This window comes from Bacillus sp. FSL W7-1034 (assembly GCF_038593365.1).
Classification (GTDB): Bacteria; Bacillota; Bacilli; order Bacillales; family Bacillaceae; genus Bacillus; species Bacillus altitudinis.
In genome coordinates, this window is record NZ_CP151989.1 from 2,637,971 (window position 1) to 2,659,394 (window position 21,424).

Here is a 21,424-nt window from a genome sequence, read left to right on the forward strand (position 1 = left end):
AACAAATGTTCTTTCTTTTCCGCTCGTTCATACTTGTCCAGCATTCGCCATATATTGAATAGAGTGAGGTGGGAAAAATGGATGTGAAGGAAGCCTTTATTCCAAACTTTATTAGCTGTTATTTTATCGCACTAGGGGTTATTTTGGGCGGTGCCATCATAGGCGGGGTAGGTGCATATTTATCTGGTCAGCCGCCGCTATCAATTATTTCAAGTCTTGCCAACCGATTAAAAATTTGGGCACTTGTTGCGGCAATCGGTGGAACTTTTGATGCGGTCTATAGTTTTGAAAGAGGGATTTTCGAAGGGAACACACGTGATATTTTCAAGCAGATCTTGCTCATTATCTCTGCTATGGGCGGTGCGCAAACGGGGTATCTCCTGATTACGTGGCTCACTCAGGAGCATGTGTCATCATGAGGGTGCCTGAGCTGTATAAACGTCCAGGCTGGCAGCGTTTTTTTGCTGGGATGATGTTCGGCGCAATTATCAGCTGGCTGATTTTTCTCTTTACGTATGGCACCTTTCAGGAGAAGCAAGTGACACTGCTCAGAAGCCAGCAGCACCATATGGACAGTCTGAAAGAACAAATCACACTCTATCGGGAAGATTTGCATAAATTAAATGAAGACAATAAGCAGCGTCTGCTTATTCAGAGCGTAGACGTTCACCTCGTCAACCGAGAGCAGTACAAAATCCCGGAGCCAGATACCTTGAAATTTGAAGATCAGGTGAAAGAAGATATCTCTGAGGTGATCACAAAGGATATTGAAAGTGTCTATAAAACAAAAGAGCTCTTAAAACGGACCGTGGAAAATAAAGAATATACGATTAGAGAAAAGGCATACCGCGCTAAAGTCACCGAACTGACCATCTATACAAAGCTTTCGCTTGAAGTGCGTATTTCCTTCGCTGAATAATAGATGATGTGGAATTTTTATGAATTTCTGCACTCAATGATCGCTTTTCACTTGTTATTTTTATACACTAAAAGAAGAACGAGATGATTATAAGAAAGAGGTGAGAACAATGGAGGTTTACAGCTATCGTCAAATGGCACGAGACAAAGCAAGCCGGATTAAAGACGGCATGTGTGCTTATGCTGAGACAGAAATGATGGCCCATTTAATTAAAAAAGAATTAAAGCATCAAAATCTCCAAGCCTATGAAGATTCAACTGACATCGGCTGCTGGTTTATCCCTGTATCCAAGTAACCCTTTTCTCAAAGCTCAAAAAAAGAGAGGGGGACTTGAAGCCCCTCTCTCACGATGATGATTTACATACTTCTTCTAAATCACGCAAAATCTCATCTGCAACTGCCCAATCATATATGGACGCACCGGCTGCAAGCGGGTGACCTCCGCCATGATATTTTTTAGCAATGGTGTTAATGACGACGCCTTTTGAGCGGAATCTCACACGAATCTGATCGTTCTCTTCCACAAAAAAGACCCATGCCTTAATCCCTGCAATATTTCCAAGTGTCCCAACAAGCTGTGAGGCTTGCTGCGCTGTTGTTTGGAACGACTCCAAAATGTCACGTTTAATAAAAACAGAAGCTACGCCATTCTCTGATAAAGAGATATGTTGAAAAATATAGCCATTTAATTTCACGACATTCAAATCCGTCTCATACAATTGATTGAAAAGGTCTGATGATGAAAACGGATATTCGATGAGTTCACCCGCATATTTGAGTGTCTTTTTCGTTGTGTTTGGGAAAAGGAAACGGCCTGTGTCTCCTACAATGCCGGCATAAATGAGTTCTGCCGCCTTTGTATTCAGCTGATATCCTTCTTCTTTCCCCTCTAAATACAGCTCATAAATCATTTCACTGACAGAGCTTGCTTCTGTATCAACCCAAAGCAAATCACCATACGGATCTTCATTCGGATGATGATCAATTTTCATCAGTTTATCGCCCATTGAATAGCGCTGATCATCAATTCTTGCTTGATTCGCAGTGTCACAGACAATGACAAGAGCACCTTTGTACACTTCATCCGGCACGTCATCTAATTCATATAAAAATGAAAGGGATGGCTCAGGGGTTCCTGTTGCATAAATATTTTTTTCTGGATAGGTGGCACGCAAGATTTCCGTAAGGCCGCACTGCGATCCATATGCGTCTGGATCAGGTCTTACATGTCTATGAATGATGATGGTGTCATATAATGATATGGTTCTAATCAGTTCTTTTTTCATAAATACTCCTTCTTATGCGATACTCTTTTTATTATTAAATCATAATCTACCCAGACAGAAAAGTGAGGAATAGACAATTTATTCTAGTAAGCAAGCCTATTTACGTTTAAAATAGGGTTGTAACCACTTACAATGGAGGCTTGGCACATGCTTGTTTTGATTGTGTTTATTATTTGTTCTGCCATGTTTTATTTATACTACAAAGCAAAGAATGTCCGTACGAACCGGCCGGTCGAAAAGAAATTCTGGTCTGCCAAATCAAGTATGGCACTTGGCTGCTTTGTCCTGCTCTTCGGTGTGAATCAATTATTTTTAAACCGCTCGTCACTCGCATTTGTCATTGGGTTTGTTTTTGTTGCAGTTGGTATCGGCAGTACATGGGCCGGATATAAAGCCTATAAGCACTATCTTCCGCTCTTTTTAAAGGAAGGCGAAAAAGACCACGCATAATAGAGAAAGGGCTAAAATGAACTTGATTTTAGCCCTTTCTCTTCTTTTCAGCGTGTTAGAAAACCTTTGCAGTCTAGGAAGGACAGCTACTTTTACGGAGCGAATTTGTCATTCGTGAGCACCAGCACGCAGGACTGATAAAGAATACGAGGGTTTGTTTACACGCTGAAAGGGCGCATTCATGCCGCCCTTTTTTGCCATTTATCCTCTCTCCATCAGCTGCACCATCAACATCGCTTTGCCTACAATATTTGACTGATGGTAAACTTCCACTTCCAGCTTTCCAAACTTGCGCCCAACTTCTAAAATATTCGGTTTGATCTGTATCGTGGATTCCATTTGAACCGGTTTTAAGAAATAGACAGAAAGACTTTCTACAATTAGTTCACCTTTTTTATGAGACTTTAAGAAGCGGTTGGCTGATTCGATTAAAATTTGTGTAAACACACCATACGAAATATTACCGAGTTGATTTGTCATTTGTGGTGAGACTTCATATTGGTACACCGCATCTGTTTTTGGTTTTTCTGTCTCAGTCTCCTTAAATCCTCGTGACACGACATCATCCAACTTTTCACCGACCTGCGGCTGCTTTTGAATCATTTGCAGCGCCTTCAGCACGTCCTGACGGCTAATCATCCCAATCAGCTTCGCATGATCATTTACAACTGGCAGTACCTCAATACCTTCCCACACCATCATTTGTGCAGCTGAAGCGACAGATGTTTTGCCAATAACGGTCAGCGGATTTTTTGTCATCACCTTTTCAATCGGTGTAGAACGGTCATGGCCTGCAATATCCTTTGAGGTCAAAATGCCGTGAATTTTCATTTGATCGTCTGCTACCGGGAACCGGCCGTGCCCGGTTTCATAATTCTTTTCATACCATTTCTCAAGTTTGTCTTCTGGCGATAAATAGACGGTCCGTTCTATCGGCGTTAAAATATCCTCCACAAGCACAATTTCTTTTTTAATCAACTGGTCATAAATGGCCCGGTTAATGAGAGCCGCTACGGTAAATGTATCGTAGCTTGTTGATAAAATGGGCAGCTCAAGCTCATCTGCGAGCTGAATAATTTCATCATCTGTTGAGAATCCGCCCGTGACCAGCACAGCCGCTCCCGCCTCTAATGCTTGCCGGTGAGCATTGATTCGGTTTCCGACGATTAACAGGTTGCCTGCTGCTGTGTATCGCATCATCGCATCCAGTTCCATTGCACCGATGACAAATTTATTTAACGTTTTATGTAAGCCGGCTCGTCCGCCAAGTACCTGACCATCAATGACATTGACGACTTCCGCATATGTCAGCTTTTCAATATTTTCTTTTTTCTTCTGTTCAATTCGAATGGTACCGACTCGTTCAATGGTGCTCACGAACCCTTTATTTTCAGCATCCTTAATAGCCCGGTAAGCCGTGCCTTCACTGACTTTCATTTCTTTCGCTATACGCCGGACAGAAATTTTCTCTCCGACATCCAATGAATCAATATACGATAAAATTTGCTCATGCTTTGTCGCCAATCCCGTTCACCCTTTTTGTTTTCAGCGTTTTCATCTATATTTCATTATAAAGGCAGGAGGCTTTTAATAGCAATTTGTCTTTTACACGAGCACAATAAAGGCAAACAAAAAAACCGGCTTTTTTGTGCCGGTTTTAGATGGGGGAAATCCGAGATAAGTCCAAAAAGCGCCATACAAATGTAAAAAAATGAAAAAAGAACACAAAGGCCCTCCATTAAGCTGTTTTAAACCCTAACCCCAGCCTTTCATCTAAACTAAAGGTTCAGGCAGTTCTTCTAAATCAATGATGTAATCGTTCCTTAAGATAAGGACTAAATACACTTAGGTCATCCGGGTCTATGTTAGTTCCAAAACTTATTCCCCAAAACTTATTCCCCAAAACAAAGTTCCATCTAAACAAATCAAAACCTTTTTGAAAAGTCATTAAAATTTACATGTTCCATCTGAACAATAATCATCGAGCGACGGCTCTAATTTATGCTCTTCAGCCTTAGCCTTCGCGTAATCTTCTTGCCAAACATTTTGTAATGTTTCTAAAAATACTTGGCTAGGTTGCGCTCCTGAGATGGCATATTTGTCATTCACTACGAAAAAGGGCACACCTTGAATCCCAATATTCGATCCCTCGGCTTTATCAGCTGCAATATTCTCGTTATATTTATCATTTACTAAAACATCCAAAGCTTCGTTGACATCAAGACCTATCTCACTTGCAAGTTGAACAAGTGTTGCATGGTCACCGATGTCTAGTGAATCCGTGAAGTGAGCTTTCATAATACGCTCTATGAACTCCTTCATTTTACCTTTCTCTTTTGCATAATAAGAAAGACGATGTGCATCATATGAATTTGTAGGAATCATTTTATCCATTTGATAATCTAATCCAACTGTTTTCGCTTGTTGCACCATGTGATCATTTAACGCTTTTGCTTTTTCATATGGGATACCATGTTTTGAAGATAATACTTGATGGATATCCATCCCTGTATTTTTTTTCGCATATGGATCTAATTGAAAACTACGAAATACGACTTCTACCTCTTCTTTATGTTCAAACTGTTCTAACCCTATTTCAAATTTACGTTTGCCAATATAACAAAAAGGACAAACATAATCCGACCATATCTCAATTTTCATTTTGAATGCTCCCTTTTAAGCTGATTTAATTATTATAGACAATGGGCATTTTTCTGTTCAATTGGCTTTGCTGAGTAGCGGCATATATGAATTTCACCACATTTTCCCTAGTGGCGGATAGTTTAGCTTTACCAATCGCCGAATGAATAATCATAAGATTGCCCTTTGTGTTTGACATTAGGATTATTCATTCGTACAACCGTCCTATCTAGGTTCGATTGTTTAATTATTCCTTCCATCTTCTTCATTTTTGGTGATTGATGCCGGATTATACCCCAATGGAGATATCTTGTTCACTACACCCTTTCTCTTGTTATAAACAAAAGTACAGTTTCAAATTACAGGAGGCAAGCCGGGATCGATCCCTGTCATATCAACGGATACATCCCACAGTCGCTTGGCAAGCTTCGGATCTTTCGCCTCCTCTGAGCGGGAACATTCACGGGAAGGTCCCCGCAACTCGCCTAATCCTGACGGCCCGTAATAGCCGCCTGGCTTTATCTTCCCTGTGGCTGCGTGCAACGCGCCCCAGGCACCCATGGCCGGTTTGGCAAAGAACAGGCCGATCAACGGCATCATTACTTTGCCAGCCATGTTATCGCGTCCAAGGTCCGTTCCCACAAGGCCCGGGTGACAAGCCACGACTGTTACTGGTGATCCCGCCGCCCGCAACCGCCGGTCCAGCTCGAAGACGAAGAGCATATTCGCGAGCTTACTGGCGCCATAGCGCGGGAGCCATTTGTAGCTCTTTTCTGCATTAAGGTCTTCCCACTCGATTTTCGCGTCTTTGTGTTGACCGCTACTCGTGACGACGATGCGCGACCCAGGCGTTTCCATGAGCTTGGGCAGCAACAGCGTGGTGAACGCGAAACAGCCAAGGTGATTGACGCCGAACGTCAGCTCGAAGCCTTGCACAGTGTGCCTCAGTTTCGAACCTTGCACGCCGGCATTGTTGATCAATACATCGATGCGTGGTTCCTTGGCGGCCAATTCAGCTGCACTCCGCACACTCTCCATATCCGCCAAGTCGAGGGGCAGGAAAGCTAGGTCCGCTCCCGGGGTCTTCCTCCGAATCCGATCCATGGCTTCTTTCGCCTTCGCATGGTTGCGGCAGGCCAGCAGCACACGTGCACCTCGTGCTGCAAGCACTTGCGATACTTCGAAGCCAATTCCAGTATTGGCCCCGGTGACGATGATGCATTTGCCCGATTGGTCAGGTACATTTTCATCCGTAAATCCTGTGTGACCGCTTGCCTCAAAAATAGTGATGTTCATGGTCTTCTGCCTCCTTGTGTTATGATAGGTACTATTTTATTTATTAACAACCAATTGTCTTTTCAATTTTTGGGTATGATTCTGAATGATCACAATAATTAGCTTGATAAAACCCTCCCCAAAAAACATGTGTTATTTAAGCAACATACGTTGTATAATTGATGATAAGATGAAAAAGAACTATCAACAACCACCAAAATGGCTAACATGTTGTTTACCCAACACTTCTAATGTATTGTCGTTTTTAGACAAGATGATGAACCCTAAAAGGAGAAGAAAAAATGATTATGCCAAAAAAAGATCCGAGAATCCTTCGTACAAGACAATTGATTGTAGACTCTTTTCTTTCGTTAGCTAGTGAAAAAGATTTCAACCATATAACGGTACGTGATATCACAGAAAAGGCTACTATTAACCGGGCTACATTTTATGCGCACTTTGACGATAAATTTGATTTGTTACATTCTACAATCACCAATACATTTACAGACAAATTGAAAAAAAGACTCAATGATCACGATGGATTCAATGAAAAAGTCATTGCAAATATTTTTCTAGCCATGTGTGATCACCATAAAGAGATAAGCGACCTATGTCCTAAAGGTTATCAATCTTTAGGAACTATTATCGAAAGTAAAATTAAAGAGGAGTTACAGAAGCTAATAGCTGATCTTATGCTAAAAGGAACTAACAACATCATAGAATTAGAGGATAAACAAATGGTAACAACCCTATCTACTATGCTAAGTTGGGGGATATACGGAGCTGCATACACATGGAATAAGGATGGAAGACTTATTTCATCAGAAGAGCTAGTGACTAAGACCCTGCCTATCTTTAGAAATGGCATGAGTAAATATTTCTTTTAAAGAAACTTATGTTAATTATAAAAAGTAGCGATAAACTTTTGGTATTAACTGTTTTATGATAATAAGTTAAAAACTCCAGTCATCGTAATTTAACAATCGGGCACTATTGTTGAATAAAACTTAGATTTTCAAACGACTTTATTGTTAAATTTTTAGTGTAGTGAATTATCTTACATCAAAAATTAAATAACTACAGTTTTAACCCCGTCCTAAATTTAGAACGGGGCTATGCATGTTTGAGACTTTAAAATTAAATAACTTTATTGCCATATTACAGGAGGGCTTATACGGAAAGCTAAAAGCATAATAAGGGCTTATGTACTTTTATTTACATTTTCTTGCATCTGCATGGCGCTTTTTGGACCTTATCTCGGACTTACCCCTAGATTATTGGCAAAGGGCTAAAATGTACTCTATTTTAGCCCTTTGCCTTCTTTTTAGCGTGATAGAAAACCTTTGCAGTCTAGGAAGGTCTAGCTCAGGAGCGGAGCGAATTTGACATTCGTGAGCACCGGCGCGCAGACCTGACAACAAATGCGTGGGTTTATCTACACACTGAAGCCAATATTTGTGTGCCGGTTTTTCTGCATCTTGATTAAATATCGATGGATTCTCCGCTGTTTAATACGTGACCCACGCCGCCATGCAAGCTGTCTGCAAACGCATGAGGATCTTGCTCAATCGGCGGGAATGTACTGTAATGAATCGGTACGACTTGTTTCGCACGAAGCCACTCTGCTGCGATTCTTGCATCGTCTGGTCCCATTGTGAAGTTATCACCTATTGGCAGGAAGGCGAGCTCAATATGATTCAGCTCCCCAATGAGTTTCATATCCGAGAAGAGAGCCGTGTCTCCAGCATGATAAATTGTTTTGCCTTCAGCAGTAAATAAAATACCGGATGGCATCCCTGTATACGTAATCGTTTTGGATTCTTCATCAATGACCGCTGAGCCATGGAACGCTTGCGTCAGCTTGACTTTACCAAATTCAAATTCACGTCCGCCACCAATAGAAAGCGGGTGTGTTTTCACCCCTTGCCAGCCTAAATAAGTGGCAAGTTCGAATGGCGCAATCACGAGTGCGTCATTATTTTTAGCGATTTCAATCGTGTCTCCGACGTGATCTCCATGCCCGTGCGTGAGCAAAATCACATCTGCTTTCACATCTTGCGGTTTGATATCCGTGTGCTTATTTCCATTTAAAAATGGATCAATCCAAATATGGTATCCGTTTGTTTCAATGTGTACGACTGAATGTCCATGATATGTAGCTTTCATGTAAATATATCCACCTTTCGAATTTGAACTCATTTTGTCTATTCCCTCTATAAAAAGCTGAAAAACTTAGTGCCTGTGAATTACATTAAGACCACCTGTTGCTTCAATGACGGTTCCTGTAATGAGGTCTGAACGGTCATCACATAGAAATGAAATGATACGACCGATATCCTCACCTGTCCCAGACCGACCAATCGGTGTTTCATCGTCTTTTATCTGACGTGCTTCCTCTATCGTTGATTCTTTCATGTCTCCAACGATTTTGCCTGGACACACCATATTAGCGGTGATGCCGTTTTCGGCTTCTTCAATCGCAATGGTTTTCGTCAATGACGCAAGGCCCACTTTTGCCGCTCCGAAAGCTGATCTGTGCATCCAGCCTGGCGCATGGTCTGCTCCTTGGAAGCCATATGTGATAATCCGGCCAAAGCCTTGTTTTCTCATCATAGGGATCACCATTCGGAACAAATGGAACACTGCGGATAGGTTGCCTTCCATCATTTGATACCATTCGTCTTCAGAGTAATCCGCGAGTTTTTTTCGTTCAAAAATATAAGGTCCAGCATTATTGATCAAGGCATCAATCCGCCCAAATCGCTCTGCTGCCAGCTCGACCATGTTTTTTAAATCTTCTTTGTTTGTCACATCGCCTTGGACAAATTGAAGCTTTTCTTCGTATTCTTGCAGTTCTTCTTTCATCTGCCGGACAGCTTCATCATCACTTCGATAATTGACTGTCACAGAATACCCCATATTCAGTAAAGACTCGGTGACTTTCCTGCCAAGTCCTTTAGAACCCGCTGTTATTAATGCGTGTCGCACACAATCTCCTCCTAAAACAAAGGTTGCAAGTTCATGTGTTTCTTTTGTTATCTTTACTTTACTATAAACCGGCTCCCTTCGCACTTTTGAACCCTTTAACAGTGAGGGGAAAAACGTATAGGGTGATTCATCCACTTTTTCATATCCCATGAGCCATGGATATCGAGAAGCAGCGAAACAAACCGATAGCATTCTCTCACCTCATGAAGCTGGCGAGGAAGCGGGCAAATCTCTTCATACCCTAATTGAACCGCTTGTGCAGCTTCTTTCGTCAAAAGGTATTCGAGTGCAATCAAATCAAACGCAGCTGGTCCAAATACGACATATTCCGTATCAACTAGACTCGTCACTTGATCATCGTCTTCAATATATTGCGATGGGTCTAAATCAATTAAAATGAGACTGGCTGCATCAGGAGGACTTAGCTTTTCAAGCTTTTGCTGCACCTTTTCTGCATAATTCTGATATTCAGGCTGATCAGCGTAATAGTGGCTGATGAGTTTGGAAACTGCCTTTTTTAACAGCGCATGGAATTCTCTCAAATGTCTCTTTTCTCCCCCGTATACTGCACCGAAAAAGTTTGTTTGATATGAATGAAGATGCGCTAGTTTCCTCCCGTAATCCCTATAGAATTGTGCTGAACGGCCCTCAAAAGATGTTAAAGGGATTCCTTCTACTTTTTCCATGACATAAAAGTGTTTCCCCGCCTTCTTCACTTTACGAACAACTTTCGGAATATGAAAGGAATTCGTATGAGCCAGCTTTTCATTGATTTCATCAAGATGCTCCTGTACAGTACGGGCATCTACTCCATAAATCATGTTGATCCCATACACAAATTCACTTTCTTCTCTTGCAGTTTTAGGAGATTTCACTACATATTCCGTCTGGTCTTGTAAGGAAATCAGCCACACATCATTAGCCCGGCCGTCGTATGGTTCTCCTAACGTTTTCACTGATACGATAGGCTGATCAAACAAAGCCTGAAGCGTTTTCTTCATGAACTGTTGTCACTCCTTATTCAGCTTGACACTGGTATGCTTTCATTTTCTCCAGTGAAGATCAATCTCCTTTTTCCCATGAAAAAAACCATCCGTATAAACGAATGGTTTTGGCGAATTACGCTAGGCAGGCTTTTGCTTTTTCTAAAGCGAGCTGAATTTGTTTAAATCCAGTTCCACCTGCACTTGTTCTTTTTTCAACAGCAACATACGGATCAAGAACAGTGTAAATGTCTTGTTCAAAGAGGCCGCTTGCTTCTGTAAATGTTTCAAATGGAAGGTCACTTAAGTAGATGCCTTTTTGAATGCATGTATACACAAGCTTCCCAACGATTTCGTGTGCTTCACGGAATGGCATACCTTTTTTCGCAAGGTAGTCTGCCACTTCGGTCGCATTTGAGAAATCTTCTTTTGTTGCTTTTTTCATGACATCTTCGTTCACTGTCATCGTTTGAATCATGCCTGTGAAGATTTGCAGGCTACCAGCGATCGTTTTCACCGTATCAAACATGCCTTCTTTATCTTCTTGCAAGTCTTTGTTATACGTAAGCGGCAAGCCTTTCATAATCGTGAGCAGCCCCATCAGGTTGCCATATACCCTGCCTGTTTTTCCGCGGATCAATTCAGCCATATCCGGGTTTTTCTTTTGCGGCATCATGCTGCTGCCTGTTGCGTACGTGTCATCAAGCTCAATGAATTTGAATTCTTGAGAGCACCATAAAATGATTTCTTCACAAAGACGTGAGAGGTGCATCATCACAAGACTGCTATTAGACAAGAACTCTAAAATGAAATCACGATCACTCACGCCATCAAGGCTGTTCTCGTAAATATGGTCAAAGCCAAGAAGCTCTGCTGTATATTCACGATCAATTGGGAATGTCGTTCCTGCTAACGCCCCGCATCCAAGTGGTGACACATTAATCCGCTTCAATGAATCTTGAAAACGCGCTTTGTCCCGCTCAAGCATCCAAAAGTAGGCGAGCATATGATGAGCAAAGGAGATAGGCTGTGCACGCTGTAAGTGCGTATATCCTGGAAAAATCGTTTCAACGTGCTGTTCAGCTTTTTCTACAAGCACTGTTTGAAAAGAAGAGATCAGCTCAATGATATGCTCTACTTGGTTATTCAAATATAAATGCATATCGGTTGCGACCTGATCATTCCGGCTTCTCGCTGTGTGCAATTTGCCGCCAAGCGGACCAATCTCATCAATGAGCATTTTTTCAAGGTTTAAATGAATGTCCTCATAATCTACTGAGAAATCGAGTTCATCCGCCTCTGCCTTTTTCATGAGCGTATTCAGTCCGTCTTTGATTGCAGCGGCCTCCTCATCACCGATGATACCGCATTTATTCAGCATACTTGCATGGGCAAGGGAGCCGGTCAGATCTTCTTTGACTAATTGTTTGTCGAAATGAATGGATGCACCAAACTCATCGACCCATTTTTCTGGTGTTTTTTGAAATCGGCCTCCCCAAAGCTTTTTCATGCTTTAACCTGCTCCTTTTTGTTCACGATGCTGTTTACTTTTGTTGGTAAACCCCAAAGGTTAATAAATCCTACAGCTGCATCATGATCGAATTCATCTGCTTTTGTGTAAGTTGCTAGATTTTCATCATAAAGTGAATATGGTGATTTACGTCCTTCTACAATGGCATGGCCTTTAAATAGTTTCACACGTACAACACCTGTTACGTTCTTTTGCGTTTCTTGTAAGAATGCATCTAGTGCTCCTTTAAGTGGTGAGAACCATAAGCCGTTGTATATTAATTCAGCCATTTTTTGTTCAACGATTGGCTTAAAGTGTGCTACTTCTTTGACAAGCGTTAAGTCTTCAAGTTCTTTGTGTGCTTTTAACAATGTAACTGCACCTGGGCACTCATACACTTCACGAGATTTGATTCCAACAAGACGGTTTTCAACATGATCGATTCTGCCTACACCATGCTGGCCAGCAACTTCATTTAAATGAAGGATGAGATCAGATAATGAATACTGGATTCCGTCAATGGCTGTTGGTTTTCCTTTTTCAAACGTGATTTCAATGATTTCAGGTGTGTCAGGTGTTTTTTCAAGTGGATTTGTCAGATCATAAGCACCTTCTGGCGGCGCTGCCCAAGGATCTTCTAAAATACCACATTCGTTACTTCTGCCCCAAAGGTTTTGGTCAATTGAATATGGGCTGTCTAAGTTAATCGGAATTGGAATCCCGTGCTTTTGTGCATAGTCGATTTCTTCATCACGAGACCATTTCCATTCACGCACTGGTGCAAGAACTTCTAGGTCTGGATTCAATGCTTTGATTGATACTTCAAAACGAACTTGGTCGTTTCCTTTACCTGTACATCCGTGTGCAACGGCTACGGCATTTTCTTTCTCTGCGACTTCCACTAACTTTTTGGCAATGAGCGGACGAGATAGTGCAGACACGAGTGGGTATTTCCCTTCATACATCGTGTGTGCTTGCAGTGCAGCAAGTGCAAATTCTTCAGCAAACTCTTCTTTTGCGTCGATCATGTAAGATTGAACAGCTCCGACTTGAAGTGCTTTTTGTTGAACGAATGCTAAATCTTTTCCTTCACCTACGTCCAGGCAGCAAGCAACAACTTCGTAACCTTGCTCCTGTAACCATTTAACTGCAACAGAGGTATCAAGACCTCCGGAATATGCTAATACGACTTTTTTATTTTGTGACATGTTTGAAAAGCTCCTCTCGCTTGTTTTGATTCTGTGAATGTTTTTTGCATAAAAATAAGTTTTAATTTATAAACATGCATTTAGTATGTATACACTGTAACAAGGAAAAATTGTTTTTTCAACCCCTTTATGAAAAAAACTCTGCCAAATTTTCTTGGCAGAGTCATTTTGGGCTATTTTTGATCTTTTTCAAGCTCTCGCAAGACATGAGGAAGCTCTGGAATAATGAGTTTGGTCATGGCTAACCGAACTGCTCCGGTAGAGCCTGGTGTGGCAAAAACGGCTTTTTGGTTAATCACCCCTGCCGTCGCTCTAGATAAGATAGCGGCTGATCCAATATCTTCTGTATAGCTCAGCATGCGAAAAATTTCTCCAAAGCCCGGCAGCTCTTTTGAGAAAAGAGGTGTAATGGATTCAATCGTGACGTCCCTTGCTGCAATACCAGTTCCCCCGTTTAACAAGACGGCATCAATCTTCGCTTCACTTGTTCCTTCTAAAACGGCATCTTGAATCGCTCCAATGTGATCTTTCACAATATCGTATGCAAGAATAAGGTGCCCTTGTTCTTTGAGCAAATCAATCATTAGACGGCCGCTTTTATCTGTTTCTTTTGTCCTTGTATCACTGACGGTAATGACTTTTACATGAAGCCTCGTTTTCGCTTCGCGTTTATGTTCTTCGACGCTCATATCTTCACACCGCTCCTTTCATATTGCCTCACATTATAGCATGCTGATTTCAATAGAAAAAAGCCCTTTTCCGCTGAGGAAAAGAGCTTCAAAAGGATGTTACGCTAAACGCATAACGTCTCTTGCAATCATAACTTCTTCGTTCGTTGGAATCACGATGACTTTTACAGGAGAGTGAGGGTAGCTGATGAATGCTTCTTCGCCTCTCATGTTGTTAAGAGATGGATCCCAATATACGCCCATGAATTCTAGACCACGAAGTACACGTGCTCTCACTTCTGAGCTGTTTTCACCGATTCCAGCTGTGAAGATGATGGCATCTACACCATTCATTCTCGCTGCATAAGAACCGATGTATTTATGAATACGGCTTGCAAAAATATCTAGTGCTACTTCAGCACGGTCGTTTCCTTCTTCTGTCGCTTCTTCGATATCACGAAGATCACTTGAAAGACCAGACACACCTAAAAGACCACTCTTCTTATTTAAAGTAGAAAGTACTTCTTCAGCTGTATGTCCTGTTTTCTCCATAATAAATGGAATAAGGGCAGGGTCAATGTTACCTGAACGTGTTCCCATTGCAACACCCGCAAGTGGTGTGAAGCCCATTGACGTATCGATTGATTTTCCGCCTTCAACTGCTGCGATACTTGCACCATTTCCAAGGTGGCAAGAAATCAAACGAAGCTCTTCAAGAGGACGGCCTAATAGCTCTGCTGCACGCTCTGTTACGAACTTATGGCTTGTCCCGTGGAATCCGTATTTACGAATACCAAAGTTTTTGTAGTAGTCGTACGGAAGGCTGTATAGGTAAGACTGCTCTGGCATTGTTTGGTGGAACGCTGTATCGAACACAGCAATCGCTGGTACGTCAGGCAGAATTTGTTTGAATGCTTTGATTCCTACAACGTTTGCAGGGTTGTGAAGTGGTGCAAGCTCTGAAAGCTGATCAATGTCTTTAATGACTTCATCTGTTAAAACAACAGAATCGCTGAATTTTTCTCCGCCGTGAACGACGCGGTGTCCTACGCCATCAATTTCATTAAAGTCTTTGATGATGTTAAATTCAATTAGTTTTTCAAGCAGCATTTTAACCGCTACTGCATGATCTGGAATATCTGTGACTTCTGTTTTCTTTTCTCCATCTACAGAAATCGTGAAGATACTGTTGTCCATTCCGATTCTTTCAACAAGACCTTTTGTTAAAACGGTTTCTTCTGGCATGTCGAACAATTGAAATTTAAGAGATGAGCTTCCTGCGTTGATTGCAATAATTTTGGACATTACTGTCGCTCCTTTTACTCAGTTGTTATATAAGGTTTCACGTTTTTTCGGTGCTATATTCAACCTGTTTGAACGGGTCTTTTATAGTTTAACGATAAGTCCGAAAAATATCTGACTTTTTCATTTAAACATTGAAAACTTTGCATTTCAAGTACACCTTCGAACTGTTACCGCTTACATCAATAAGTCGTTATTTTCTGAATAATAAAATAGCCAGACATCACTCTGGCTATTCTTTCGTTTCTTTTTCTTCTATAAACCATTGGTCTAATTTTCTCATGACGCCAACCATTGCTTCCTTCTGTGAGAAAGATGGCAGATTGGCAAATAGCATACGTTTCGGTGCTTCGAGCCCCTCTTTTTTCTTTTGCATCACAAATAAGCTTTTGGCATGCTTTTTGTCTTTGAACATAGAGACTGGCAGCTGAATTAACGCATTCATATATGCATGTTCTTTGATGAAATCCTTTAATTGTACGCTTTCTTTTCCTTCAAACAAATCATTTGGAATGATGAAGAATAAGAAGCCGCCTTCTTTCGTATAACGAAGACTTTGCTCAATGAATAAATAATGCGCAAAGGAATGACCTTCTTTTGCCTTTAATTCATAGTCTTTAGCGCGCTCATCGTTTGGATAAAACCCGACAGGAAGACTACATACAGCAACATCTGCTGGTGAGATAAGAAGCGGCTCAAGGCTGTCCTGGTGGAATAGCTCTACTTCTTTTTCTTCTAAGTTCGCTTGTGCCCACGCAATTTTAATGAGCACGTCATCAATTTCAGAGGCAAAACCGCGTGTTGTTTCTGCTGTTACATTGTTGAGGACCGCAAGCAGTAAATTCCCTGTTCCCGCTGCTGGATCAAAGACAACCAGCTCTTTTTGTCCTTCTAAAAATTTATTGACCAAATAGCTGACAAACAGACCAATTGTATCAGGTGTCATCTGCCGGTTTGGATGTGAAATATCCTTTTGTCCTTTTAATACGGCGAGCTGAAACGCTTTACGAATCTGCTCATGATCATAAGAGGCGAAATCTGCTTTCTCTATTAAATCTTTTAGTAAACCGTTTCGATCATTTGCCTGGAAAAAGGCTTCTCCTGCTTCTGCCAATGCTTCAATATAGGAAATGTTCTGTTCCTTTTTTAAACGAATTGAAGCTGTATCGAGCAGCTCAAAAATCGTACTCACTTGATCTTTCTGCAATGCTTTTCTCTCCTCGCTTTGTTAAAAGCTATATGTTCTCATTGAAAAGAGCCCCAGTATGAAGCCGGAGCTCTTGTCGATGCTGCTTTTATAACAGTGATTTCGCAGCCTCAATGGCTTTTTCATAATTTGGATGATTGGTTGCTTCGCTTACGTACTCAGTGTAAACCACTTTTCCGCTTGGGTCTAATACGAAGACCGCACGCGCCAATAAACGCAATTCTTTCATATATAAACCAAACGCTTCACCAAATGACATATCTCTATGATCAGATAATGTTTCAACATTTTCAATTCCGTTTGCTCCGCACCAGCGTGCTTGTGCAAATGGTAGGTCTGCACTAATGGTATAGATATTGACCGGACCTAAACCGGCTGCCTCTTCATTGAAACGTCTTGTTTGTGCGTCACACACACCTGTATCAATAGAAGGAATCACTGAGATAATCGTCACTTTTCCTGTTAAATCAGAAAGTGAAACTTCCCCTAGTGAGTTCGTTAATACCGTGAAATCTGGAGCCTGCTCGCCTAATTTCACTTCATTTCCTACAAGCGTTACTGGGCTCCCTTTAAATGTGATCGATGCCAAAACAATTCCTCCCTTATCAAATGTATGGTTCTATCATAGTAGAGAAAGCAAAAAACTGCAAAGCCTAATCGTCCATTTTGAAAAAAAAGTTAACTGCAGGGCAGCTAACTTTTTAAAGGTCTATGTCATCTAGTTTTCGTTCTTTGTGACGATGCTCCCGTTCATCCTTCTTAAACATGTGCTGAAGACGTTCAATTGCTTGAGGAGCAGAATCCAATATTTTATCGAGCAGATGTGTGTGTTCATCCAAATGAAGCATTCTTACGCCATTTGTTCCCACAATTAAAAAGGCGATTGGTGTAATCGATACTCCCCCACCGCTTCCGCCTCCAAATGGGAGTCTCGGTTCTTTTCGTTCTTGTTCATCAGACCGTTTTTCTTTCTTTTGGTTACCGTTGAATTCACTGCCGCCGGCTGCAAATCCAAAACCAACCTTTGACACAGTGAGAATGACACTGCCGTCAGGGGTTTCGACTGGATCGCCGATGATCGTGTTCACATCAATCATTTCTTTTAAGTTTTCCATCGCTGTCTTCATCAGACCTTGGATTGGATGATCTGCCATTTTCGGGTTCCTCCTTAAACAGATGATTCATTCTTCGTTGCTTGAAGAGAGGCATTCTTTCTCGCCTTTCTCCCTTTTAACCAATGGACAAGTAATCGAATGGCTGCAAGCATAGCATGTCCAATCCGAAAATAAGCTATACATGCAAAGTGTGTCTGTGATACTTTGTGCTGAAAAGCGGGAATTACTTCATAGACGGGTTTGTGCTTAAAGGTGAGGTGCTCCTGCATAAAGGCAAGAAGTGCTCCTTTGACTGACCACACACCACCGGCTGCTACACCTGTTAAAGCTGCGTCATGAAAACCAATCCATGTGGACCAGTGAAATGAGACGATTTTTATATGAATGAAAAACGTTCGCATGATCCGGTTTAGATCGACAATTTCTTTTGTAATACGCTCCATTTGATGAAGGATTTCCTTTACATCACGTTTTCCCACTTTTTTATGCATGGTTTCTTTTTCTTGATTAGGCGTTTTGGTGCTGGCCATTTTCTTTTCACGAATATCAATCGTTTGATCTTCCGTATTCACTTTCACCATCGGAATGTCTTTCTTCAGTCTGACGATTCCATATAACGTGATGATCTTCACCGCAATATGGTCATTGTCATTTGCATGTGAATAGTCCAGTGAAATGGTCACTTTCATAAAGATCAATAAGATCACAAGGAACAAAAAAGCTGCGATCCAAACGTACAGCACTGTGCTCACTTCCTCCATAACAAATGATGCTTCCTCTACGATTATGGCTCTCCTTCTGGATTTTATACCCAATCACCAAAAAAAAGAGTTTGACCGGTACCCGGCCAAACTCTCTTTGATTATGCGTTTGATTCTGTTTTTTCATATAAATGTTCATGAACAACCACCGTATCTGCAAAGTAGTCATGAACCCCTTGCTTTTTCGGCGTGAACCCAACCACAGCATAGAGAACAAAAAGCGTATTAATATATCGCCCCACAATTTCTCTAAAGAAAATGACATCCCATGGCAGCTTCTTCTCCGGCTGAAGTGAGACGACTTTGATTCCAAACACCATCTTTCCAAGTGTTTGTTGGAAAATCTTCGTCATGATCGCAAAATAAAGCAGAAAGACAATTGTGGTTGTGACGGAAAATGGGGAAAACCAGCCTCCACCTTTTGACCAGCCAAAGAGACTAAAGATTGGAGAAACCGTCAAATGGTTAACACCCCATACGACGAGCCAATCTAGGATAAATGCCCAAAATCTAATCCAGAAACCTGCAAAAGCCTGCGCTTCAATTGAAGTGCGCTTCGCAAGAGTCGGCCTTGATTCTCCCTCTTGGCTGCGACTTTCCGTTACTTCATCGAATGTAGAATCCATCTATGATCCCTCCTTTATTTTGAATAGAGATACATCGGTTTAGACCCATTTGAGCCAGCCAGTGTTTCTTTTAAGTTCAGAAAATCAATTTCGCTTTTAAAGAGCTTGCTTGCACTCATATTGAAGAGAGAGTTCCAGCCGAAGCTTTGAGAATAGCTGATCACTGTCGCTCCTTTTAACCCTTTTTCATTTTTCTTCATTGCTTTTAGAGCATCTTCATAGTACCCAAGCTCATCCACTAATCCGTTCGATTTCGCCTGTGTTCCGTCATAGATTCGGCCGTCAGCAATTTTCTTGACGTCCTGCTTAGACATGCCACGTCCTTCTGAGATGACTTTCACAAAGCCTTCATAAGAGTTGTCAACCATGCTTTGCATGATATCTCGCTCATCTTTTGTCATATCACGATTTGGGGACATGATGTCTTTGAATTTTCCACTTTTAATGGTTTCATATTTGATACCTAAATTATCTGCCAGCTTTGCATAATTCAAACTTTGCATGATGACCCCGAGAGACCCTGTTAACGTTTCAGGTGAAGCAAAGATTTTTTTCGCTGGAGTGGATACATAATAGCCGCCAGAAGCCGCCATTGAACCCATAGAAACATAAATTGGCTTCTTCGCTTTCTTTACTTCTTCTAATTTTTTATGTATTTCAGCACTTTCATAGACACCGCCGCCAGGAGAGTTGACGCGCAGCAAGACACCTTTCACAGACGCATCGTCTTTTGCTTTATCTAATTCTTTTAAGAACGCACGATGATCATATGCTTCCCCGCCTAGAAGGCTGGATGCACCGCCGTTATCTTGAATCGTACCATTAATCTCAAGTACAGCAATTTTACTCGCACCGCTGCCATCTTCTAGTACCTTTTCTTCGATTTCGTCCCCGAATTGATAGCTCATCTTATTATCATTGAAGCTTTCATACAAGGCCGTCGTGATACTAATCACAATCGAAAAGCCGAAAACACCAAGTGCAATGATTAAGGCTACCCATCTTTTCGCATTCATTTCTTTCTCCTCCTTTTTGTCTCACTTCGTTCATACGAATACACACATGAAATGTTTCACAGGAACTGTGGTTTTTTTACATTTCATTTCAACATATGATAGCACCGATGTGAAATGACGATCAACTTTACATCTTCTATCATTTGCTCATCATGACGAAAAATTGGTTATTTTATCCTCTCCCTACATCTAATTGATCAGATCATCTCCACAACGAAACGCCCAGACCTCTCTATCCTCCAAAATGAGCTATTAAATTATGCTCAAAGTCAGCGTTGTCTAATCACTTACAATGACTCATTTCTCAAATGAAAGCCTCTATCATGATGAAGCGTCTTTCTAATATTTTTACTTTCATATGAAAAAAGTGTAAAATGTGAGCAAGGGTTTTCTATGTAAGCCCTTTACTACTCGAAATCTATTTTTGACAACAAAGGGGAGAACGTCAATGACAGACAATCGTCGCAATGTATTTTTCTTTTACAAAAAAGATCATGAATTGGATGGACACATTTCTTCTCTGGAGAAGCTCGCTACCGATCAAGGCTTTCACGTCGTAAAGCGTGCAGAAGATGCCCATATCATTGCTTCAATTGGCGGAGATGGCACATTTCTTCAAGCGGTTCGCAAAACGAACTTCCGGGATGACTGTTTGTATGTAGGGGTATCAAAAACAGAGAATTCGCACCTATACTGCGATTTTTCGTTAGAACATTTTGATAAAATGATTGATGCCATGAACACTGAACAAATTGAAGTGAGAAAATATCCGATCATCGATGTAAGCGTTGACAGTACAAACCAGTTCCATTGCTTAAACGAACTGTCGATCCGCTCTAGCATCATTAAAACATTTGTCATCGATGTGTATATAGATGATTTCCATTTTGAAACCTTTAGAGGCGACGGGATGATTATTTCCACTCCAACCGGTTCAACGGCCTACAATAAATCTGTCAACGGCGCCGTGGTGGATCCGATGCTTCCGTGTATGCAAGTAACCGAGCTGGCATCGCTGAATAACAACTCATACCGTACACTTGGAGCTCCTTTCATTTTAAGCAGTGACCGCAAGCTGACACTAAAGGTTGTTCAGGACGGTAACGACCATCCGATTATCGGTCTTGATAACGAAGCGCTAGGTACAAAACATGTCAAACAAATTGATATTGGCCTTTCTGGTAAAGTGATCAAAACGGTCAAATTAAAAGATAACTCCTATTGGGAAAAAGTAAAACGCAGATTCCTTTAATCAAAAGCTCCTTTAAGGGGCTTTTGTTTTCTTTTCAGCGTGATAGAAAACCTTTGAAGTCTAGGAAGAGTGAGCACCGGAACGGAGCGAATTTGACATTCGTGAGTACCGGAGCGCAAATCTGACACCGAATGCGAGGGTTTGTCTACACGCTGAAAGCTCCTTTACGGGGCTTTTTTTCATGTCTTTTCATTCACGGTCATGATTATGGTATG

At 41.4% G+C, this 21,424-nt stretch carries 23 protein-coding genes; 6 read left to right on the forward strand and 17 right to left on the reverse strand.

The window, feature by feature from the left end:
- Positions 1-77: 77 nt before the first annotated feature.
- From NST73_RS13545 to NST73_RS13555, 3 genes are all read left to right on the forward strand, one after another.
- Positions 78-419, forward strand: a complete 342-nt coding sequence (locus NST73_RS13545) for a YtrH family sporulation protein (RefSeq protein ID WP_007501717.1) — start codon at positions 78-80, stop codon at positions 417-419.
- Entirely contained in the window at positions 416-919 is a 504-nt protein-coding gene (ytrI, locus tag NST73_RS13550; RefSeq protein ID WP_007501718.1) for a sporulation membrane protein YtrI, read from the forward strand. The genes NST73_RS13545 and ytrI overlap by 4 nt, the downstream gene beginning before the upstream one ends.
- Positions 920-1,028: 109 nt before the next feature.
- Positions 1,029-1,214, forward strand: coding sequence for a hypothetical protein (locus NST73_RS13555; protein ID WP_008346082.1), 186 nt, complete (start codon positions 1,029-1,031; stop codon positions 1,212-1,214).
- A gap of 49 nt (positions 1,215-1,263) precedes the next feature.
- Here NST73_RS13555 and NST73_RS13560 read toward each other — a convergent pair whose 3' ends face one another.
- Positions 1,264-2,205, reverse strand: a complete 942-nt coding sequence (locus NST73_RS13560) for a bifunctional oligoribonuclease/PAP phosphatase NrnA (RefSeq protein ID WP_025207776.1) — start codon at positions 2,203-2,205, stop codon at positions 1,264-1,266.
- A gap of 147 nt (positions 2,206-2,352) precedes the next feature.
- On the opposite strand from NST73_RS13560, the gene NST73_RS13565 reads away from it, so the two are divergent.
- The gene (locus tag NST73_RS13565; RefSeq protein ID WP_008343164.1) at positions 2,353-2,655 is read left to right on the forward strand and encodes a YtpI family protein; all 303 of its coding nucleotides are present in this window, start codon (positions 2,353-2,355) and stop codon (positions 2,653-2,655) included.
- 201 nt (positions 2,656-2,856) lie between these two features.
- On the opposite strand, the gene NST73_RS13570 is transcribed toward NST73_RS13565, so the two are convergent.
- The 3 genes from NST73_RS13570 to NST73_RS13580 all read right to left on the reverse strand — a co-directional run bounded on the left by NST73_RS13570 (position 2,857) and on the right by NST73_RS13580 (position 6,591).
- Entirely contained in the window at positions 2,857-4,179 is a 1,323-nt protein-coding gene (locus NST73_RS13570) for a CBS domain-containing protein (protein WP_017358275.1), read from the reverse strand.
- 423 nt (positions 4,180-4,602) lie between these two features.
- The gene (locus tag NST73_RS13575) at positions 4,603-5,316 is read right to left on the reverse strand and encodes a DsbA family oxidoreductase (protein WP_144679813.1); all 714 of its coding nucleotides are present in this window, start codon (positions 5,314-5,316) and stop codon (positions 4,603-4,605) included.
- 333 nt (positions 5,317-5,649) lie between these two features.
- Positions 5,650-6,591, reverse strand: coding sequence for an oxidoreductase (locus NST73_RS13580; RefSeq protein WP_144679811.1), 942 nt, complete (start codon positions 6,589-6,591; stop codon positions 5,650-5,652).
- 281 nt (positions 6,592-6,872) lie between these two features.
- On the opposite strand from NST73_RS13580, the gene NST73_RS13585 reads away from it, so the two are divergent.
- Complete coding sequence (locus NST73_RS13585; protein ID WP_235672207.1) at positions 6,873-7,460, forward strand: TetR/AcrR family transcriptional regulator; 588 nt, start codon at positions 6,873-6,875, stop codon at positions 7,458-7,460.
- Positions 7,461-8,055: 595 nt separating this feature from the next.
- On the opposite strand, the gene NST73_RS13590 is transcribed toward NST73_RS13585, so the two are convergent.
- The 13 genes from NST73_RS13590 to sppA form a co-directional block, all read right to left on the reverse strand.
- Positions 8,056-8,739 (reverse strand): metal-dependent hydrolase, encoded by a 684-nt coding sequence (locus NST73_RS13590; RefSeq protein ID WP_035391153.1) that lies wholly within the window; start codon positions 8,737-8,739, stop codon positions 8,056-8,058.
- A 66-nt stretch (positions 8,740-8,805) separates the two neighbouring features.
- The gene (locus tag NST73_RS13595; protein ID WP_008343153.1) at positions 8,806-9,561 is read right to left on the reverse strand and encodes an SDR family oxidoreductase; all 756 of its coding nucleotides are present in this window, start codon (positions 9,559-9,561) and stop codon (positions 8,806-8,808) included.
- A 95-nt stretch (positions 9,562-9,656) separates the two neighbouring features.
- Complete coding sequence (locus tag NST73_RS13600) at positions 9,657-10,562, reverse strand: phosphotransferase (RefSeq protein WP_144679979.1); 906 nt, start codon at positions 10,560-10,562, stop codon at positions 9,657-9,659.
- A gap of 118 nt (positions 10,563-10,680) precedes the next feature.
- Positions 10,681-12,054 carry an argininosuccinate lyase gene (gene argH, locus NST73_RS13605; RefSeq protein WP_008343150.1) on the reverse strand — a complete coding sequence of 458 codons (1,374 nt, stop codon included), beginning with the start codon at positions 12,052-12,054 and terminating at the stop codon, positions 10,681-10,683.
- Entirely contained in the window at positions 12,051-13,262 is a 1,212-nt protein-coding gene (locus tag NST73_RS13610; RefSeq protein ID WP_017358278.1) for an argininosuccinate synthase, read from the reverse strand. The genes argH and NST73_RS13610 overlap by 4 nt, the downstream gene beginning before the upstream one ends.
- A 173-nt stretch (positions 13,263-13,435) precedes the next feature.
- Complete coding sequence (locus NST73_RS13615; RefSeq protein WP_024718668.1) at positions 13,436-13,951, reverse strand: molybdenum cofactor biosynthesis protein B; 516 nt, start codon at positions 13,949-13,951, stop codon at positions 13,436-13,438.
- A 99-nt stretch (positions 13,952-14,050) separates the two neighbouring features.
- Positions 14,051-15,235, reverse strand: a complete 1,185-nt coding sequence (locus NST73_RS13620; RefSeq protein WP_024718669.1) for an acetate kinase — start codon at positions 15,233-15,235, stop codon at positions 14,051-14,053.
- 229 nt (positions 15,236-15,464) lie between these two features.
- On the reverse strand, positions 15,465-16,439 hold the full coding sequence (locus tag NST73_RS13625; RefSeq protein ID WP_007501729.1) for a class I SAM-dependent methyltransferase: 975 nt from the start codon (positions 16,437-16,439) through the stop codon (positions 15,465-15,467).
- An 88-nt stretch (positions 16,440-16,527) separates the two neighbouring features.
- Positions 16,528-17,028, reverse strand: a complete 501-nt coding sequence (gene tpx, locus NST73_RS13630) for a thiol peroxidase (RefSeq protein WP_144679981.1) — start codon at positions 17,026-17,028, stop codon at positions 16,528-16,530.
- A gap of 112 nt (positions 17,029-17,140) precedes the next feature.
- The gene (gene ytfJ, locus NST73_RS13635) at positions 17,141-17,593 is read right to left on the reverse strand and encodes a GerW family sporulation protein (protein WP_007501733.1); all 453 of its coding nucleotides are present in this window, start codon (positions 17,591-17,593) and stop codon (positions 17,141-17,143) included.
- Between the two features lie 14 nt (positions 17,594-17,607).
- On the reverse strand, positions 17,608-18,315 hold the full coding sequence (locus NST73_RS13640; RefSeq protein ID WP_034647385.1) for a DUF2953 domain-containing protein: 708 nt from the start codon (positions 18,313-18,315) through the stop codon (positions 17,608-17,610).
- A gap of 101 nt (positions 18,316-18,416) precedes the next feature.
- Complete coding sequence (locus NST73_RS13645) at positions 18,417-18,941, reverse strand: RDD family protein (RefSeq protein WP_008343136.1); 525 nt, start codon at positions 18,939-18,941, stop codon at positions 18,417-18,419.
- 14 nt (positions 18,942-18,955) lie between these two features.
- Positions 18,956-19,957 carry a signal peptide peptidase SppA gene (gene sppA, locus NST73_RS13650; protein WP_024718673.1) on the reverse strand — a complete coding sequence of 334 codons (1,002 nt, stop codon included), beginning with the start codon at positions 19,955-19,957 and terminating at the stop codon, positions 18,956-18,958.
- 448 nt (positions 19,958-20,405) lie between these two features.
- On the opposite strand from sppA, the gene NST73_RS13655 reads away from it, so the two are divergent.
- Complete coding sequence (locus NST73_RS13655; RefSeq protein WP_008343132.1) at positions 20,406-21,209, forward strand: NAD kinase; 804 nt, start codon at positions 20,406-20,408, stop codon at positions 21,207-21,209.
- The last annotated feature ends 215 nt before the right edge of the window (positions 21,210-21,424 follow it).

What these genes read in the sequence shown, in the direction of transcription:
- NST73_RS13655 (WP_008343132.1), top strand. Translation starts at nt 20,406, where the DNA reads ATGACAGACAATCGTCGCAATGTATTTTTCTTTTACAAAAAAGATCAT.
- NST73_RS13575 (WP_144679813.1), bottom strand. Translation starts at nt 5,316, where the DNA reads ATGAAAATTGAGATATGGTCGGATTATGTTTGTCCTTTTTGTTATATT.
- NST73_RS13560 (WP_025207776.1), bottom strand. Translation starts at nt 2,205, where the DNA reads ATGAAAAAAGAACTGATTAGAACCATATCATTATATGACACCATCATC.
- NST73_RS13620 (WP_024718669.1), bottom strand. Translation starts at nt 15,235, where the DNA reads ATGTCCAAAATTATTGCAATCAACGCAGGAAGCTCATCTCTTAAATTT.
- NST73_RS13610 (WP_017358278.1), bottom strand. Translation starts at nt 13,262, where the DNA reads ATGTCACAAAATAAAAAAGTCGTATTAGCATATTCCGGAGGTCTTGAT.
- NST73_RS13615 (WP_024718668.1), bottom strand. Translation starts at nt 13,951, where the DNA reads ATGAGCGTCGAAGAACATAAACGCGAAGCGAAAACGAGGCTTCATGTA.
- NST73_RS13585 (WP_235672207.1), top strand. Translation starts at nt 6,873, where the DNA reads ATGATTATGCCAAAAAAAGATCCGAGAATCCTTCGTACAAGACAATTG.
- ytrI (WP_007501718.1), top strand. Translation starts at nt 416, where the DNA reads ATGAGGGTGCCTGAGCTGTATAAACGTCCAGGCTGGCAGCGTTTTTTT.
- NST73_RS13545 (WP_007501717.1), top strand. Translation starts at nt 78, where the DNA reads ATGGATGTGAAGGAAGCCTTTATTCCAAACTTTATTAGCTGTTATTTT.
- ytfJ (WP_007501733.1), bottom strand. Translation starts at nt 17,593, where the DNA reads ATGGCAGATCATCCAATCCAAGGTCTGATGAAGACAGCGATGGAAAAC.
- argH (WP_008343150.1), bottom strand. Translation starts at nt 12,054, where the DNA reads ATGAAAAAGCTTTGGGGAGGCCGATTTCAAAAAACACCAGAAAAATGG.
- NST73_RS13600 (WP_144679979.1), bottom strand. Translation starts at nt 10,562, where the DNA reads ATGAAGAAAACGCTTCAGGCTTTGTTTGATCAGCCTATCGTATCAGTG.
- NST73_RS13640 (WP_034647385.1), bottom strand. Translation starts at nt 18,315, where the DNA reads ATGGAGGAAGTGAGCACAGTGCTGTACGTTTGGATCGCAGCTTTTTTG.
- sppA (WP_024718673.1), bottom strand. Translation starts at nt 19,957, where the DNA reads ATGAATGCGAAAAGATGGGTAGCCTTAATCATTGCACTTGGTGTTTTC.
- NST73_RS13555 (WP_008346082.1), top strand. Translation starts at nt 1,029, where the DNA reads ATGGAGGTTTACAGCTATCGTCAAATGGCACGAGACAAAGCAAGCCGG.
- NST73_RS13645 (WP_008343136.1), bottom strand. Translation starts at nt 18,941, where the DNA reads ATGGATTCTACATTCGATGAAGTAACGGAAAGTCGCAGCCAAGAGGGA.
- NST73_RS13590 (WP_035391153.1), bottom strand. Translation starts at nt 8,739, where the DNA reads ATGAAAGCTACATATCATGGACATTCAGTCGTACACATTGAAACAAAC.
- NST73_RS13565 (WP_008343164.1), top strand. Translation starts at nt 2,353, where the DNA reads ATGCTTGTTTTGATTGTGTTTATTATTTGTTCTGCCATGTTTTATTTA.
- NST73_RS13580 (WP_144679811.1), bottom strand. Translation starts at nt 6,591, where the DNA reads ATGAACATCACTATTTTTGAGGCAAGCGGTCACACAGGATTTACGGAT.